This is a genomic window from Streptomyces sp. NBC_00328, from assembly GCF_036139655.1.
GTDB lineage: Bacteria > Actinomycetota > Actinomycetes > Streptomycetales > Streptomycetaceae > Streptomyces.
In genome coordinates this window covers 4,312,677-4,328,197 of record NZ_CP108013.1, presented here as the reverse complement: position 1 = coordinate 4,328,197, position 15,521 = coordinate 4,312,677, and the positions used below count along the sequence as shown (strand labels likewise).

General features: G+C 73.2%; 14 protein-coding genes. 7 read left to right on the top strand and 7 right to left on the bottom strand.

Annotation, left to right across the window (positions count from 1 at the left end):
* Nucleotides 1-223: 223 nt before the first annotated feature.
* A complete protein-coding gene (locus OG485_RS18850) occupies nt 224-1,252 on the bottom strand; it encodes an SGNH/GDSL hydrolase family protein (RefSeq protein ID WP_328669501.1) in 1,029 nt (342 codons plus the stop codon).
* Nucleotides 1,253-1,395: 143 nt separating this feature from the next.
* Here OG485_RS18850 and OG485_RS18845 point away from each other — a divergent pair, with 143 nt between their 5' ends.
* Nucleotides 1,396-2,790: a cystathionine beta-synthase gene (locus OG485_RS18845; RefSeq protein WP_328669500.1), complete on the top strand. Its 1,395-nt coding sequence runs from the start codon at nt 1,396-1,398 to the stop codon at nt 2,788-2,790.
* A gap of 396 nt (nt 2,791-3,186) precedes the next feature.
* Here the strand turns inward: OG485_RS18845 and OG485_RS18840 are convergent, their stop codons facing one another.
* Nucleotides 3,187-3,624: a hypothetical protein gene (locus tag OG485_RS18840; RefSeq protein WP_328669499.1), complete on the bottom strand. Its 438-nt coding sequence runs from the start codon at nt 3,622-3,624 to the stop codon at nt 3,187-3,189.
* Nucleotides 3,625-3,773: 149 nt separating this feature from the next.
* Here OG485_RS18840 and OG485_RS18835 point away from each other — a divergent pair, with 149 nt between their 5' ends.
* From OG485_RS18835 to OG485_RS18825, 3 genes are all read left to right on the top strand, one after another.
* Nucleotides 3,774-5,402, top strand: coding sequence for an aromatic amino acid ammonia-lyase (locus tag OG485_RS18835; protein ID WP_328669498.1), 1,629 nt, complete (start codon nt 3,774-3,776; stop codon nt 5,400-5,402).
* Nucleotides 5,403-5,491: 89 nt separating this feature from the next.
* Nucleotides 5,492-6,364, top strand: a complete 873-nt coding sequence (locus OG485_RS18830; protein ID WP_328674549.1) for a MurR/RpiR family transcriptional regulator — start codon at nt 5,492-5,494, stop codon at nt 6,362-6,364.
* A 132-nt stretch (nt 6,365-6,496) separates the two neighbouring features.
* The gene (locus OG485_RS18825; RefSeq protein WP_328669497.1) at nt 6,497-7,066 is read left to right on the top strand and encodes a hypothetical protein; all 570 of its coding nucleotides are present in this window, start codon (nt 6,497-6,499) and stop codon (nt 7,064-7,066) included.
* A gap of 30 nt (nt 7,067-7,096) precedes the next feature.
* Here OG485_RS18825 and OG485_RS18820 read toward each other — a convergent pair whose 3' ends face one another.
* The 5 genes from OG485_RS18820 to OG485_RS18800 all read right to left on the bottom strand — a co-directional run bounded on the left by OG485_RS18820 (nt 7,097) and on the right by OG485_RS18800 (nt 11,081).
* Nucleotides 7,097-7,471 carry a hypothetical protein gene (locus tag OG485_RS18820; protein ID WP_328669496.1) on the bottom strand — a complete coding sequence of 125 codons (375 nt, stop codon included), beginning with the start codon at nt 7,469-7,471 and terminating at the stop codon, nt 7,097-7,099.
* 14 nt (nt 7,472-7,485) lie between these two features.
* Nucleotides 7,486-7,992: a roadblock/LC7 domain-containing protein gene (locus tag OG485_RS18815; protein ID WP_328669495.1), complete on the bottom strand. Its 507-nt coding sequence runs from the start codon at nt 7,990-7,992 to the stop codon at nt 7,486-7,488.
* Between the two features lie 65 nt (nt 7,993-8,057).
* The gene (locus OG485_RS18810) at nt 8,058-8,870 is read right to left on the bottom strand and encodes a transcriptional regulator (protein WP_328669494.1); all 813 of its coding nucleotides are present in this window, start codon (nt 8,868-8,870) and stop codon (nt 8,058-8,060) included.
* A complete protein-coding gene (locus tag OG485_RS18805) occupies nt 8,867-9,274 on the bottom strand; it encodes a hypothetical protein (RefSeq protein ID WP_037628227.1) in 408 nt (135 codons plus the stop codon). The genes OG485_RS18810 and OG485_RS18805 overlap by 4 nt, the downstream gene beginning before the upstream one ends.
* Before the next feature lie 448 nt (nt 9,275-9,722).
* Nucleotides 9,723-11,081 carry a diaminopimelate decarboxylase gene (locus tag OG485_RS18800; protein WP_328669493.1) on the bottom strand — a complete coding sequence of 453 codons (1,359 nt, stop codon included), beginning with the start codon at nt 11,079-11,081 and terminating at the stop codon, nt 9,723-9,725.
* 182 nt (nt 11,082-11,263) lie between these two features.
* Here OG485_RS18800 and hutU point away from each other — a divergent pair, with 182 nt between their 5' ends.
* Genes hutU through OG485_RS18785 form a run of 3 tightly spaced genes read left to right on the top strand, consistent with a single transcriptional unit; the run spans nt 11,264 to nt 15,512 of the window.
* Nucleotides 11,264-12,937, top strand: coding sequence for a urocanate hydratase (gene hutU, locus OG485_RS18795; RefSeq protein WP_328669492.1), 1,674 nt, complete (start codon nt 11,264-11,266; stop codon nt 12,935-12,937).
* On the top strand, nt 12,934-14,157 hold the full coding sequence (locus OG485_RS18790) for an allantoate amidohydrolase (RefSeq protein WP_328669491.1): 1,224 nt from the start codon (nt 12,934-12,936) through the stop codon (nt 14,155-14,157). Before hutU ends, OG485_RS18790 begins: the two co-directional genes overlap by 4 nt.
* Complete coding sequence (locus tag OG485_RS18785) at nt 14,148-15,512, top strand: formimidoylglutamate deiminase (RefSeq protein ID WP_328674547.1); 1,365 nt, start codon at nt 14,148-14,150, stop codon at nt 15,510-15,512. The genes OG485_RS18790 and OG485_RS18785 overlap by 10 nt, the downstream gene beginning before the upstream one ends.
* The last annotated feature ends 9 nt before the right edge of the window (nt 15,513-15,521 follow it).

Sequence of the window (15,521 nt, the reverse complement as noted above, 5' to 3'; positions counted from 1 at the left end):
CGCCGGAGGGGCTGAATCTTTCCGCCGGCCGGGGTGAGGGACCCAGGGGCGCGGGGAACTGCGCGGCCCGCCCCCACGGAGCCGCAGCCGGCTACGGGCCTGGCCGGATCGGGGCTGGGCATTCGGTGCCGGGCCGGGTGAGAGAGCCAGGGGCGCGGGGAACTGCGCGGCCGGCCCCCACGCACCCGCAGCCGGGTGCGGCCCGCCCGGCACCCCGCCGGGGTCAGTTGAGCGGGGTCGGGGCCGGGTCCGTCGCCGGGAGGCGTTGGCGGCGGCGGCGTTTGAGGAGGGCCCAGGGGCCGCGTGGCCCGGTGGGCATCGCGGCGGTGACCTCGGTGCCGGGCTCCGACGCGGCCTCCGCCGCGGCGCGGGCGACCGGCAGGAAGCCCTCGTGGCGCGAGACGTCCGGACGCTCCTCCTCCGCCGGCCAGAGGCTGAGCGCCGCGCAGACCGTGGGCAGCAGGGCCATGGCGACCGTCGCGTACCCCTCCGCCGAGGGGTGGTAGTGGTCGGGGCCGAACAGCTCGCGCGGGTTCGCCTCGAACTCCGGGCCCAGCAGGTCGCCCAGCGACACCGTACGGCCGCCCTGCTCGACCGTGCCGATCGTCTGGGCGGCGGCGAGCTGACGGGACGCGCGCCGCGCCAGCCACCGCAGCGGCTGCTGGACCTGCTCGACCGTGCCCAGGTCGGGACAGGTGCCGACGATCACCTCCGCACCGACCGTGCGCAGCCGGCGTACCGCCGCGGACAGATGGCGTACGGAGCGTGTCGGCGGCATCCGGTGCGTCACGTCGTTCGCGCCGATCATGATCACGCAGACGTCGGGCAGCCGGGAGGTGTCGGTGAGGGCGAGCGCGACCTGGCGGTCCAGGTCGTCCGACTGGGCGCCGGGCAGCGCCACATTGCACAGCTCCACCGGCCGCTCGGCCACCGCCGCCAGTCCCGAGGACAGCAGCGCGCCCGGTGTCTGCCGGGCCCTGCGCACTCCCTGGCCGGCGGCCGTCGAGTCGCCGAGCATCGTCAGCCGCAGCGGGGGTTCGTCAGGGGAGGCGCCGGCGTAGTCGTACCCGTACAGACCGTCCGCGCGCGGGGCGTAGGGAGCGTGTCCGTTGCCCACATGCCGCTTCACCAGCTGCACCTCGGCCAGCACCAGACCGACGGCCGCCGCCCCCACCAGCCCGACGCCGCCCCCGCCGTACGCCGCGCCCGCGGCGATCCGCCGGGCCACCCTCGCCCTCGACATGCTCGACATCCGTCGCCGCCACCTCCTGTAGCTGTACAACCACTGCTTGCCCCAAAGAGCGGGTGGGCCAATCTCAACCGCGGGTGAACGGCTGCTCAGGGCCGTAGGCTGACGAGACCATTCCTGTTGAAAACGTAGCTCCGGAGACAACGGTGCAATTCCACGACTCGATGATCAGTCTCGTCGGCAACACCCCGCTGGTGAGGCTCAACAGCGTGACCGCGGGCATCCAGGCGACCGTCCTGGCGAAGGTCGAATACTTCAACCCCGGCGGATCCGTGAAGGACCGCATCGCCATGCGCATGATCGAGGCCGCGGAGGAGAGCGGCGACCTCAAGCCCGGCGGCACGATCGTCGAGCCGACCAGTGGGAACACCGGTGTGGGGCTCGCCATCGTGGCGCAGCAGAAGGGGTACCACTGCATCTTCGTGTGCCCCGACAAGGTCTCCACCGACAAGATCAACGTGATGCGCGCGTACGGGGCCGAGGTCGTGGTCTGCCCCACCGCCGTCGACCCGGAGCACCCGGACTCGTACTACAACGTCTCCGACCGGCTGGTGCGGGAGACCCCGGGAGCCTGGAAGCCCGACCAGTACTCCAACCCGAACAACCCCCTGTCGCACTATCACTCGACCGGCCCCGAGCTGTGGGAGCAGACGGAGGGGAAGATCACCCACTTCGTCGCGGGGGTGGGCACCGGCGGCACGATCTCCGGTACCGGCCGGTATCTGAAGGACGCCAGTGACGGCAAGGTGCAGGTCGTCGGCGCCGACCCCGAGGGGTCCGTGTACTCCGGCGGTTCCGGCCGGCCCTACCTGGTCGAGGGCGTCGGCGAGGACTTCTGGCCGACCGCGTACGACCGTACGGTCGCGGACGAGATCGTCGCCGTGTCCGACAAGGACTCCTTCCAGATGACGCGCCGGCTGGCCAAGGAGGAGGGGCTCCTCGTCGGCGGCTCCTGCGGCATGGCCGTGGTCGCCGCGCTGCGCGTCGCCGAGCGCCTCGGCCCGGACGACGTCGTCGTGGTGCTGCTCCCCGACAGCGGGCGCGGCTACCTCAGCAAGATCTTCAACGACGAGTGGATGGCCGACTACGGCTTCCTGGAGGACACCGGCCCGAGCGCCCGTGTCGCCGACGTGCTGAACGACAAGGCGGGCGGCTCCATCCCGTCGCTCGTCCACATGCACCCGGAGGAGACCGTCGGCGAGGCCATCGAGGTGCTGCGCGAGTACGGCGTCTCGCAGATGCCGATCGTCAAGCCCGGCGCCGGTCACCCGGACGTGATGGCCGCCGAGGTCATCGGTTCGGTCGTGGAGCGCGAGCTCCTGGACGCGCTCTTCACCAAGCGGGCCTCCCTGGAGGACCCGCTGGAGAAGCACATGTCGTCGCCGCTGCCGCAGGTCGGTTCCGGTGAGCCGGTCGCCGACCTGATGTCCGTGCTCGGTCGCGCCGACGCCGCGATCGTGCTCGTCGAGGGCAAGCCCACCGGTGTCGTCAGCCGGCAGGACCTGCTGTCCTTCCTCGCCAAGGGCGGCACCAGGGCCTGACCCGTCCAGGGCCTGAGCAGGATTTTCGCTCGAAGTGTCGGATCCGTGTGGATCTTCCGGCTCCGGCCGGGGTGAACTTCGCGGAAGTGGTACGAGCGCGTCACGTCCGCGCAGCACCCGCTTAACACGGGTCCGGCACATTAGTGGGTGTCGGCAGGGCGGGAGCGGCTCCCCGCCAGGCCGGCGCCGAACGGCGCCAAGGACCTCCGGAGCGGCTCCCGGACCTCCATGGACGCCTAGGACGCGTAAGCCCGGTCCTGACCCGGCCCGCGTCCCTCGCGGGGACCGCCGTCGTCCCGCCCCCCTTCACCGGGGGTGCGGCGGTCCCCGCGCAATACGTCGAAGGGCCCGGCGCTCGTCCCGAGCGCCGGGCCCTTTCGTATGCCCTTTTGGTGCCTACTCTTCCCAGTCCGACTCCGGCCGGTTCCTGCGGCGGCCGAAGAGGCCCGGGGAGAGGCGCGCCGCCTGGACCGCGTTCACTCCGACGATCCCGCCCCAGGCGACGAGCAGACCGGGCAGGTGCGCGACTCCGCCGCCGATCGCGGACAGCGGGACCGCGAGGACGAGCGAGACGATCCCGAAGCCGAAACGCTCACCCCAGGAGTCGGACGACTGGGGTGAACGCGCGCCGCGCGCCACCACCATCTGCTGTTCCGCGAGCCGGCGCCGCACCCGGCGATCGACGGCACCGTCGAGGCGCTGCTCGACCTTCTCCAGGAAGGAGTCGACCAGCGCGGATTCGTACTCTTCGCCGAGCTCCTTGCGCGCGTGCAGGGTGGCGTCGAGTTCCTTCTTCAGCTCCGCGTCGTCATGGCGGGCGTTCATACCGGTCATGTCCATCACGTTAGGCAGCGGAGGTGCGCGTGGCACTGGGGGTAGCCCCCCTGTTGCGGCGGGGCCGAGCCCCCCGGAAGACGCCCCTTGCCCGGTCTGCATATCGTCATGCAGAGTTCTCGGTACCTGAATAGAAAGGTGTGCGCGTGATGTCGTCCCGGATCGTGGACACGTCGTGTGCGGTGACGCCTCCGGCGGCCGTCGCACTCGTGGTCCTGGACGGCCGCGGCACCGGAGTCGACGACGTCGTACGGCTCGCCGACGGGACCGCGCGGCCGGTTCCCGGCACCGAGGCGATGAAGCGGGCCGAGGAGTCCTGGTGCGCCGCCCGGCGGATCGCCGCCACCGGCCGCGTCTACGGACGCTCCACCGGCGTCGGCGCCAACCGCGACGAGGACGTGCCGACCGAGGCGGCCGCCGGCCACGGACTGCGCCTGCTGCGCAGCCACGCCGGCGCCATCGGTGAGGAGTTGCCCGCCCGGCAGGTCCGGGCGATGCTCGCCGTCCGGGCGAACCAGCTCCTCGCGGGCGGCGCCGGACTGCGGCCCACCGTCGTCACGGCGCTGTGCGAGGCGCTGGAGCGCGGCGCGTACCCGGTCGTCAACGAGTTCGGCTCGGTCGGGACCGGGGACATCGCCGCCCTGGCCCAGGTGGGCCTGGCCCTCGCGGGGGAGCACCCGTGGAAAGGCCCGGACGGCTCGGCGGTGCCGGGGCGAGAGGGGGCGGGTACGCGGTCCGGCGGGGGGTCGGGTACGCGGTCCGGCAGGGGGCCCGCTTCCGGGCCTCCGGCGCTCGACAACGCCGCTCCCGGGCCCCTGGCGCTCGACAACAACGACGCGCTCGCGCTCATCAGCAGCAACGCCCTCACCGTCGGACAGTCCGCCCTCGCGCTGCACGAACTGCGCGGACTGATCGGCGCCACCCAGGTCGTCGCGGCCCTGTCGCTGCTGGCGGTCGACGGGTCCCACGAGGCCTACGCGGCGCCCGTGCACGCCGCCCGGCCGCACCGCGGGTCCATCGAGGTGGCGCGCAGGATGCGGGAGCTGATCGGAGCCGCGGACCGGCCCACACCACCGCTCGGACGGATCCAGGACCCGTACGGCTTCCGCTGCCTGCCGCAGATCCACGGCCCCGCGCACGACGCGGCCAACGCGCTGGAGCAGGTCCTCTCGGTGGAGATCAACGCCGCCGCGGAGAACCCGCTCATCTCCCCCGAGGACATGGCCGCCTACCACCACGGCGGCTTCTACCAGGCACAACTCGCCCTCGCCCTGGACCACTTCAGGCTCGCCGTCACCCAGGTGGCACGCCTGTCCACCTCCCGCCTGTCCACCCTCAACGAACCCGCCTACACCCGGCTGCGCCCCTTCCTCGCCGATCAGGAACCCGCGTCCTCGGGCGTGATGATCCTGGAGTACGCCGCCGGTGCCGCGCTCGGTGACCTGCGGGCCTTCTCCGCGCCCGCCTCGCTCGGCCACGCTGTACTCTCCCGGGGCGTCGAGGAACAGGCGAGCTTCGCCTCGCTCGCCGCACGCCAGACCCTGCGCGCGTGCGGCGCGTTCCGTCTCGTCGTCGGCTGCGAACTGGTCGCCGCGGTACGGGCGCTGCGCCAGCGCGACCTGCGGCCCGACCCGGAGCTGCCGGCCGGGCGGGCACTGGAGCTGGCCGAGGCGGCGCTCGAAGCGGAGCAGGCCGACCGGCCGCTCACGGACGACGTGACGGCGGCCGCCGCGCTGCTCGACCGGTTCACGGACATCTGGAGGGGGAGCACGTCATGAGCACGGTCAGCGACAGGGCCGCGGGCGGCGACAAGGACGGGGACGGCAAGGCGATGGGGGACGGCGAGGTCATGGGGGACGGCAGAGCGATGGGGTTCGGCGAGACGGCCGGGGACGGCGGCGTGGAGGGCGGCAGCCCCGCCGGACGGCTCCAGAGCCTCTTCGAGGGGCGCCGGCTCACCCCGACCCAGCGGCGCATCGCCCACAGCATGGTGCGCAGCGCCGCCGACGTGCCGTTCCTGTCCAGTGTCGAACTCGCCGAACTCGCCGGAGTCAGCCAGCCCTCCGTCACCCGCTTCGCGGTCGCGCTCGGCTTCGACGGCTACCCGGCGCTGCGCAAGCACCTGCGCGAGGTCGCGCCCGCCGAACCGGCCGCCGACACCGCCTCGTACAACGAGTACCAGCAGGCCGTCGAGGCCGAGATCGAGAATCTGCGTCACCTCGCCGCCGTGCTCGCGGACCCGCGTCCGGTCGCGAGGGCGGGGCGCCTGCTGGCCGCGTCGCGTCCGCTGCCGGTCCTCGGGCTGCGCGCCGCCGCCTCCCAGGCCTACGGCTTCGCCTACTTCGCCGCCAAGGTGCACCCCGACGTCCGGCTGCTGCACGAGGGCGGCACGATGCTCCAGGACAGGATCGACGCGAGCGTACGGGCCGGGGCCACGGCCCTGCTGTGCTTCGCGCTGCCCCGCCACCCGCGCGAGGTCGTCGACGCCCTCGGCTACGCCAAGGAGGCCGGGCTGACCGTCGTCACGGTCGCGGACTCGGCGTTCGCGCCGGTCGCGAAGGTGTCCGACCTGCTGCTCCCCGCCGCCGTCGGCACCGGCCTCGCGTTCGACACGGCGTGCGCGCCGATGCTGCTGGGCCGCGTTCTGCTGGAGGCCATGTGCGACGACCTGCCGGACGCGCAGGCGCGGCTGGAGCAGTTCGACGCGCGCGCCGCCGTACGGGGACTGTTCGTGGAGTAGGCGCCGGGGCGGCGATTCGGACGTTTCTCAGACGCGTCTCACCTTCCGTGGCTAACCTGCCCGCCCAAAGACATGCGGGCGCGACGGCGGTCGGCGGCGTGCCCGTGCAGGCGCTGAGTCGGGAGGCGGATCGTGGCGCGCGGAGGACAGGGACTGGCCCGGGTGGCCGTCGTGGTGCGGGCGGGAGCCGCACCGCTGTGGTGGTACGGGGTGCTGGCTGCCGGAGTCGGAGTACTGCTCCCCGGGCTGACCGGGCGCAGGATCGGCGTCATGGCGGGGACCGCGCTGTTTCTCGTCACGGCGGCCGTGGTGGCGTACTGGCGCAGGAAGCGCTACGACGCCCTGGTCCGCTCGGCCGCCCGCGCCGGTAAGCACGATGTGCTCCAGGACCGTGCCGTGACCCTGCGCAACTGGCGCCGGGGCCACCGCTGGTGGCTGCTGCTCGCCTTCGCCGCAGCGCTGGGCAGCTCGTTCGCCGTGCCCGCCGCGGGCGGCATGCTGCTCGCCGGCGCGGGTGTCGGACTGTGGCTGAAGTCCGCCCGGCTCGGGCGTCTGGAGCGTGCCGGGCAGGCGCTGATCTGGGTGCGCGTCGACTGGCTCGGCCCGCGCGCCGGTGCCCCCGTGGGCAAGCCGGTCCGGGCCGTCCGGGCCACCGGAGTGGCGGCGGGTGACGCCGCGCCCGGTGGGGCGCGGCGTCACTGACCGGATCGGATCCGGACCCGGTGCGTGGAACTAGATCTCCAGATCGGACTCGATCCTCTTCAACTGGTGCCGGGCCATCGCCAGGTTGGCGCGCTTCTGGTCGAGCACCAGGTACAGGAAGAGGCCGTTTCCGCCACGCCCCTTCATCAGCCGGATCAGGTGGTACTGGTCGGAGAGGGTGATCAGGATGTCCTCGATGTCGCCCTTCAGCCCCAGGTGCTCCATGGTGCGCAGCTTGGCGCGGACCACGTCGGTGTTGCCGGCGGCCGCGACGGTGAGGTCGAAGCTCTTGCTGCCGCCGATCGTGCCCAGCGCCATTCCGCTGGTGTAGTCGACGAGGGCGGCACCGGTCGCGCCCTCGATGGACGCCAGAGCCTCTTTGAGGGCGGTCTCGGTGTTCGTCATGATGGGTTGCTCCTTCAGCTTTCTGATGTTCTCGGGTGGTTGGTGGCAGGAGTGGATGTGGTGCGCGGGGTGGTGCCGCGTGGGGTGCGCGTGCGCAGCGGGGTCTTCGCGGAGGTCTTGGCCGGTTCGGCGGCCGGTTCGCCGCGAGCCGTGGCGGCGTCGACGAGTTCGCCGATCCGGGTGCCGGAGCGCCGCCCCTCCAGGTGCAGCCGGCCGACGTTGACCCGGTCCTGGGCGAGCAGGGTCAGCACGGCGGAGCCGCCCGCCGCGTACGTCGCGACATAGCCGTGCACGCCGCGCACCAGCAGCTCACGCAGGTCGCCGTGGCCGGTGGACTCGGTCATGCGGATGGCGACCCCCAGGGCGGCCGCGGTGAGCGCGGCCAGGCCGTCCGGCTCCACGCCCGGTGTGTCGTGGGCGAGGACGAGGCCGTCGGCGCTGGCCGCGAGCGCTCCGGTCAGCTGGGGCACGCGGGCCCTCAACCGATGGAGTTCGTCCAGGACTTCGGCCTCCGCCGCCATCAGCAGTCTCCTCTCGGCACGCTGTCGTAGCGCGCGGATCACAAGGCCTCCCGCGGGGTTGGGACTCACAAGGCCTCCAGCGCGACTCTGAGCCGTCGCAGCAACGCGACGTCGGGATCGGTGGAGGTCTGGGTGAGCACGCTGGGCGGGGGAAGCGGCTGCGGTTCGGGCGCGGCCGTCACGAGGCCGGCGGCGGCGAGCCGGCGCAGGTCGACGAGCGTGTGGAAGGCGGGCCGCCCCAGCGCGAGGGACACGTCCGCCGCCGTGCGGACGCCGTCCACCCGGCCGAGCACGGCCTCCTGGCGGAGCGGCACCGTCGGCCCCGCGGCGAGCAGGGCGCGCCGCAGCGGCGCGGTGTCGGTCGCCGGGTCGGGCCAGATCCGGTGCAGGAGTTCACGCCGGCGCACCGTCTCGCGCTCCAGCGCGGCGACCGGGACGGGGCGGAGCGGGCCGAACCAGTGCGCGGCGCCGTACCGGAAGCGGCTCGGGGTGCTGCTCGGCCCGAGCACGAAGTACGCGGCGTCGTACAGGGAACCGAGGTGGCACAGCTCCAGCGCGCCCTCCGCGATCCGCCCGCTGTCGATCAGGAACCGGCCGACCCGGCGGCGCGCCCCGGCCGCGGCGACCGCCTCCTGCCACACCTCGGGGGCCAGGACGCCGTGGACGGAGAACAGGACGTCGAGCCCGGGGGTGGCCGGGCTCTCGGCGTGCACCACCTCGCCGTCGGCGAGGTAGAGGGTGCCGCGTTCGCGGATGAGGACGCCGGTGGCGCGTTCGTCGGCGAGCCGGCTGAGCATCGGTGAGGCGCCGCCGGCGGCGCCCGGTGCCGTGTCCCGTACGGGGAGCCGGGGCGGGGGAGGTGTCCGGACCGTGGTCATACGAGCACCAGCCGTCCGGCCATCTCGCCCAGCCGGATGCGTGCCAGGGCGAGGTTGCCGTCCGAGCGGGCCAGCCACAGATGGAGGAACACGCTGCTGTCGAAGGCGGTCCGGACGAATCGCAGGACGTGGTAGCTGTCGCGGTTGCTGATGATCAGGTCTTCGATGGGGGTCTCCTGGTCGGACCACTCGGACCAGTCGGAACCGCCCTTGGGGGCGAACGAGCGGTTCTCCGCGGCGAGCCGGGCCAGCTCGGCGGCCTCCGCCGCGGTCGTCTCGTGGTCGTCGCCCGGAGCGTCACCGACCGTGCCCAGAGCCAGGCCGCTGGTCCAGTCGACCACCGAGGCGCCTCGCGCACCGGGCAGTGTCATGGCCTCCAGCAGGCACTCGTCGATACCGGGCACCGTGTCTCCCTCCCGCCAAAGGGTTCAGCCGAGTGACGCCGAAGTTACGCACTGTGTGCACGGGAAGGGAGTGATCCGGCATTTTCCTGTGGAAAATGCCCACGCTGACTAAGGTGGGTCAACTGACCACATTCTCAGGCGCGCTCAAACCACCTGTGGTCCGTTTGTGCTGCCCTGGAGCGGTGCGGCGGGGGTGCACATGGGTGCGAATGGGCGCCCGCCGTTTTCAGTGCGCCCCGGTGTCCGCCGGGTCGCCCCGGTGTCCGCCGGTCGGCGCGGTGCGGTGCCGGTCGGGCGGCGCCGCCCTTCTTGGATTCGCCCCCTCCGCCCCTTCCCGTCCCGTCTCGGGGCTCCGCCCCGGACCCCGCTCCTCAAACGCCGGAGGGGCTGGATCTTCGGTCGGAGGGGCTGGATGCGGCGGTCGGTCGGCGGGGGAATCTTCGCCGGTCTACAGGTTGGTGAGTGAGCGGGTGTGTGCGCCGCCCGACTCCGCGACGATCTCGGCGAGGGTCTGCGGCTCCCGCACGACCGCGAAACGCACGCCTCCCGCGTCGCCCCCGGCCGGTGCGAAGCCGTAGACGCCGGGGCGGGCGAGCGAGTTGTACGCGTAGTGGTGGGCGAAGTAGTACGCGCCCGTGTCCAGCGCGGCCACGTGGTCGCCCTGTTCGAGCAGCGGCAGCGGGCGGCCCTCGGCGAGCAGGTCGCCCGCGAAGCAGGCCGGGCCCGCGACGTCCTGCACGACGTCGGGCCCCGTCTTGGGGCGGCCCTTCGCGTCGTACGCGGCGATCCGCAGCGGCCACGACCCCGGCGCGTACACCGTGCGGGTCGCCACCTGCACCCCGGCGTGGGTGACCGCGATCGCCCGGCCCCCGGCGGACTTCGCGTACTCGACCCGGGCCAGCACCGTCCCGTGCTTGGCCAGCAGCGACCGCCCGAACTCGGTGACCAGCCCGTACCGCCCGTCGAACAGCCCCGGTGTCGCCTCCGCGAGCAGCCGCGCGTACTGCTCGTGCGTCGGTGCCATGGCGTCGGAGCCGAAGTCGACCGGCAGCCCGCCGCCGATGTCGATCGTGTCGACCTGCCGTCGCCCGACGTGCCGGTTGATCTCCTCGGCCAGCGCGTACGTCTCCGCCACGCCCCGCGCCATCAGCGGGAGCGGCATGCCCTGCGAGCCCGAGTGCGCGTGCAGCCGGGTCAGCCAGGGCCGGTCGGCGTACGCCCGCAGGATCCACGTGCGTGCCCCCTCGTCCCGCAGCGCGACCCCGAACTTGGAGGTCGCCGTCGCCGTCGACAGTGCCCCGATCGAACCCCCGCCGACCTGCGGGTTCACCCGGATTCCGAGGGGGGATCCGGTGGCGGCGGAGCGGACGGCGGCGTCGATGCGGTCCAGCTCCTGCGGGCTGTCCGCGTTCACCGCCACCCCCAGCGCCAGCGCCTCGCGCAGTTCGGCGGGCGTCTTGGCCGGCGAGTCGAGCACGGTCCGCCCGGGCGGGATCCCGGCCGCCGTGGCGAGCGCGAGCTCCCCGGGGCTCGCCACCTCCGCGCCGATGCCCTGCTCGCGCAGCAGCCGCAGTACGGGCACGAGCGGCGTCGCCTTCACCGCGAAGGTGTGCAGCACGGGGGTGCCGGGAGCGGTCACGGCGTCGAAGGCGGCGTGCAGCGCGGCGGCCGAGGCCCGGATGCCGTGGACGTCGAGGAGCGCGACGATGGGACGGTCGGGACCGAGGAGCCCCTGCTCCACGGCGGCCCGCACGGCGTCGTCCCGCCGCGAGACCCGCACCGCGTCCGAAGTCCCCGTCGAAGACATCGCAGCCCCACCCGCCCCGTGGCCGTCGTCCGCCCGATCCCCTGCCCTGTCCATGTCTGCGCCCATGCGTCCCAGCCAAACACCCGAGAGGGGGGCGTGCGGGGCCACGCACCTATTGACTAGCTCTATTCAAAAGGCCAGGATGTGAATATCTATAGCAACAGTCCGCTGGGAGGCAGACCATGTCAGGACCCCGCCCCGTCCGAGCGCCGCGCGGTACGGAACTGAGCGCCCTGGGATGGCAGCAGGAAGCCGCCCTGCGCATGCTGCAGAACAACCTCGACCCCGAGGTCGCCGAGCACCCCGACAAGCTCGTCGTCTACGGCGGCACCGGCAAGGCCGCCCGCGACTGGCGCTCCTTCGACGCCATGGTCCGCACACTGCGCACGCTCAAGCAGGACGAGACGATGCTCGTCCAGTCCGGCCGCCCCGTCGGCGTCATGCAGACCCACGAGTGGGCCCCGCGCGTCCTCATCGCCAACTCCAACCTGGTCGGCGACTGGGCCAACTGGGAGGAGTTCCGGCGCCTGGAGCAGCTCGGCCTCACCATGTACGGCCAGATGACCGCCGGCTCCTGGATCTACATCGGCACCCAGGGCATCCTCCAGGGCACCTACGAGACCTTCTCCGCCGTCGCCGCGAAGAAGTTCGGCGGCACCCTCGCCGGCACCATCACGCTGACCGCCGGCCTCGGCGGCATGGGCGGCGCCCAGCCGCTCGCCGTGACGATGAACGACGGCGTCGCGATCTGCATCGACGTGGACCCGCGTGCCATCGAGCGCCGCATCGAGCACCGCTACCTGGACGTGCGGGCCGACTCCCTGGAGCACGCCCTCCAGCTCGCCGTCGAGGCCCGTGACCAGCGCAAGCCGCTCTCCATCGGCCTGCTCGGCAACGCCGCCGAGCTGCTGCCACGGATGCTCGCCGAGGGCGCCCCCATCGACATCGTGACCGACCAGACCTCGGCCCACGACCCCCTCGCCTACCTCCCCCTCGGCATCGACTTCGACGACATGGCCGACGCGGCCGCCAAGGACCCGGCGGGCTTCACCACCCGCGCCCGCGAGTCCATGGCGAAGCACGTCGAGGCCATGGTCGGCTTCATGGACGCCGGCGCCGAGGTCTTCGACTACGGCAACTCCATCCGCGGCGAGGCCCAGCTCGCCGGGTACGACCGCGCCTTCGCCTTCCCCGGCTTCGTCCCCGCCTACATCCGCCCCCTCTTCTCCGAGGGCAAGGGCCCCTTCCGCTGGGCCGCCCTGTCCGGCGAGGCCTCCGACATCCACAAGACGGACAAGGCGATCCTCGACCTCTTCCCGGAGAACGAGTCCCTGCACCGCTGGATCAAGCTGGCCGGCGAGCGCGTCCACTTCCAGGGCCTGCCCGCCCGGATCTGCTGGCTCGGCTACGGCGAGCGCGACAAGGCCGGCGAGCGCTTCAACGACATGGTGGCCTCCGGCGAGCTCGCCGCCCCCCTCGCCATCGGCCGCGACCACCTCGACTGCGGCTCCGTCGCCTCCCCGTACCGCGAGACCGAGGCCATGCTCGACGGCTCCGACGCGATCGCCGACTGGCCGCTGCTGAACGCCATGGTGAACGTCGCCTCCGGCGCCTCCTGGGTCTCCATCCACCACGGCGGCGGCGTCGGCATGGGCCGCTCCATCCACGCGGGCCAGGTCTCCGTCGCCGACGGCACCAAGCTCGCCGGCGAGAAGATCCGCCGCGTCCTGACGAACGACCCCGGCATGGGCGTCATCCGTCACGTCGACGCCGGTTACGACATCGCCGAGTCCGTCGCGGACGAGCGCGGGGTGCGCATCCCGATGCGCGAAGGCGACGAGGGCGGCACCGCGTGACGTTCCACAGCATGTGGGCGGAGCTGCTGCCGATCGGCCGCAGCTCCGCCTCCGGCGGCTACCGCCGGTTCGCCTGGACCGGGGCCGACACCGACTGCCGCGCCTGGTTCCGGCAGCAGGCCGAGTCCCGCGGGCTCACCTACGAGCTCGACCGCAACGGCAACCAGTGGGCCTGGCTCGGCGACCCCGCCGAAGGGGACGCCGTGGTCACCGGCTCGCACCTGGACTCCGTGCCCGACGGCGGCGCCTTCGACGGCCCCCTCGGCGTCGTCTCCTCCTTCGCCGCCCTCGACGAACTCCGCGCGCGGGGAGCGCAGTTCACCAAGCCCCTCGCCATCGTCAACTTCGGCGACGAGGAGGGCGCCCGGTTCGGGCTCGCCTGCGTCGGCTCCCGGCTGGCCGCAGGACAGCTCACCGTCGAGCAGGCGCACCGGCTCACCGACGCCGACGGCATCACCCTGCCGCAGGCCATGGAACGCGCCGGGTACGACCCCGCCGGCATCGGCCCCGACCCCGAGCGGCTCGGCCGGATCGGCGCCTTCGTCGAACTGCACGTCGAGCAGGGCCGCGCCCTCGACATCGGCGGCGACCAGGTCGGCATCGCCAGCGCCATCTGGCCGCACGGCCGCTGGCGCTTCGACTTCCGGGGCGAGGCCAACCACGCCGGCACGACCCGGCTCGTGGACCGCCACGACCCGATGCTGCCGTACGCCGAGACCGTCCTCGCCGCCCGCCGCGAGGCCCGGCTCGCGGGCGCCGTCGCCACCTTCGGCAAGATCGCGGTCGAGCCGAACGGCGTGAACGCCATCCCCTCCCTCGTGCGCGGCTGGCTCGACTCCCGCGCCGCCGACCAGGCGACCCTCGACACGGTCGTCGGCGGCGTGGAGAAGGCGGCCCGCGAGTACGCCGACGCGCAGGGCGTCGAACTCGACGTGATCCGCGAGTCGTTCACCCCCGTCGTCGAGTTCGAGCACGCCCTGCGCGACGAACTCGCCCGCATCCTGGGCAAGGAGCGGGACGCCGTCCTGAGCGTCCCCGTACTGGGGACGGGCGCCGGACACGACGCCGGAATCCTCTCCGGCACCGTCCCGACCGCCATGCTGTTCGTACGCAACCCCACGGGTGTCTCGCACTCCCCGGCAGAGTTCGCCGCCGAGGACGACTGCGTGGCCGGGGTGACCGCACTCGCCGACGTACTCGAAGGGCTGGCCTGCAGGTGACGCAGACGTACTGGCTGGAACACGCCTGGCTCGGCACGAACGTCGAGCCGGGCGTCGCCGTGACCGTGTCGGGCGGCGGCTCCGAGGCCGGTGCCGACGGCCGTGTCACCGACGTCCGCACCGGCGTCGACACCCCGCCGCCGGGAGCCGAGATCCTGCGCGGGCTCACCCTCCCCGGCCTCGCCAACGCCCACTCGCACGCCTTCCACCGCGCCCTGCGCGGCACCGTCCAGGTCGGCTCCGGCACCTTCTGGACCTGGCGCGAGATCATGTACTCCTTCGCCGACCGGCTGACCCCGGAGACCTACCACGCGCTGGCCCGCGCGGTGTACGCGGAGATGGCGCTCGCCGGAGTCACCGCCGTCGGCGAGTTCCACTACGTGCACCACGCCCACGACGGCACCCCCTACGCCGACCCCAACGCGATGGGCGAGGCACTCGTCGCCGCCGCCGCCGACGCCGGCATCCGCATCACCCTGCTCGACACGGCCTACCTCTCCTCCGGCTTCGGGCAGCCGCCCAACCCGCACCAGCGGCGCTTCTCCGACGGCACCGCCGACGCCTGGGCGGAACGCTCTTCACTTCTCAAGGACCGGGATCACGCACGGATCGGCGCGGCGATCCACTCCGTACGGGCCGTGCCCGCCGGACAGCTCGCCACCGTCGCGCGCTGGGCCGAGGAGCGGCGCGCCCCGCTCCATGTGCACCTGTCCGAGCAGACGGCGGAGAACGAGGCCTGCCTCGCCGCCCACGGCTGCACGCCCACCCGTCTGCTCGCCGACCACGGTGTCCTCGGACCGCGCACCACCGGCGTCCACAACACGCACCTCACCGAAGAGGACATCGCCCTGCTCGGCGGCTCCGGCACCGGCACCTGCATGTGCCCGACCACCGAACGCGACCTCGCCGACGGCATCGGCCCCGCCGTCGCCCTCCAGCGCGCGGGCTCGGCCCTGTCGCTCGGCTCCGACAGCCACGCCGTCATCGACCTCCTCGAAGAAGCCCGCGCGATGGAGCTGAACGAGCGGCTGCGCACCCGCACCCGCGGTCACTGGACGGCCGCCGCCCTGCTGCGCGCCGCCTCCGCCGACGGCCACGCGGCCCTCGGCTGGGACGACGCGGGCACCATCGAGACGGGCGCGCTCGCCGACTTCACGACGATCGCCCTCGACTCGGTCAGAACAGCGGGACCGGTGCCGCGCCTCGGCGCGGAGACAGCCGTATTCGCGGCCACGGGCGCCGATGTCCGGCACACGGTCGTGGCGGGCCGGCACGTCGTGCGCGACGGCGCGCACACGCTCGTACCGGATGTGCCGGCAGCGCTCGCGGACGCCGTCCAGGCGCTGCGCTCCTGACTCCCGGGA

Excerpts from the sequence above, each read along its gene's own strand:
- OG485_RS18850 (WP_328669501.1), bottom strand. The coding sequence starts at position 1,252 with ATGTCGAGCATGTCGAGGGCGAGGGTGGCCCGGCGGATCGCCGCGGGC.
- OG485_RS18840 (WP_328669499.1), bottom strand. The coding sequence starts at position 3,624 with ATGACCGGTATGAACGCCCGCCATGACGACGCGGAGCTGAAGAAGGAA.
- OG485_RS18835 (WP_328669498.1), top strand. The coding sequence starts at position 3,774 with ATGTCGTCCCGGATCGTGGACACGTCGTGTGCGGTGACGCCTCCGGCG.
- OG485_RS18830 (WP_328674549.1), top strand. The coding sequence starts at position 5,492 with ATGGGGTTCGGCGAGACGGCCGGGGACGGCGGCGTGGAGGGCGGCAGC.
- OG485_RS18820 (WP_328669496.1), bottom strand. The coding sequence starts at position 7,471 with ATGACGAACACCGAGACCGCCCTCAAAGAGGCTCTGGCGTCCATCGAG.
- OG485_RS18815 (WP_328669495.1), bottom strand. The coding sequence starts at position 7,992 with ATGGCGGCGGAGGCCGAAGTCCTGGACGAACTCCATCGGTTGAGGGCC.
- OG485_RS18810 (WP_328669494.1), bottom strand. The coding sequence starts at position 8,870 with ATGACCACGGTCCGGACACCTCCCCCGCCCCGGCTCCCCGTACGGGAC.
- OG485_RS18800 (WP_328669493.1), bottom strand. The coding sequence starts at position 11,081 with ATGTCTTCGACGGGGACTTCGGACGCGGTGCGGGTCTCGCGGCGGGAC.
- hutU (WP_328669492.1), top strand. The coding sequence starts at position 11,264 with ATGTCAGGACCCCGCCCCGTCCGAGCGCCGCGCGGTACGGAACTGAGC.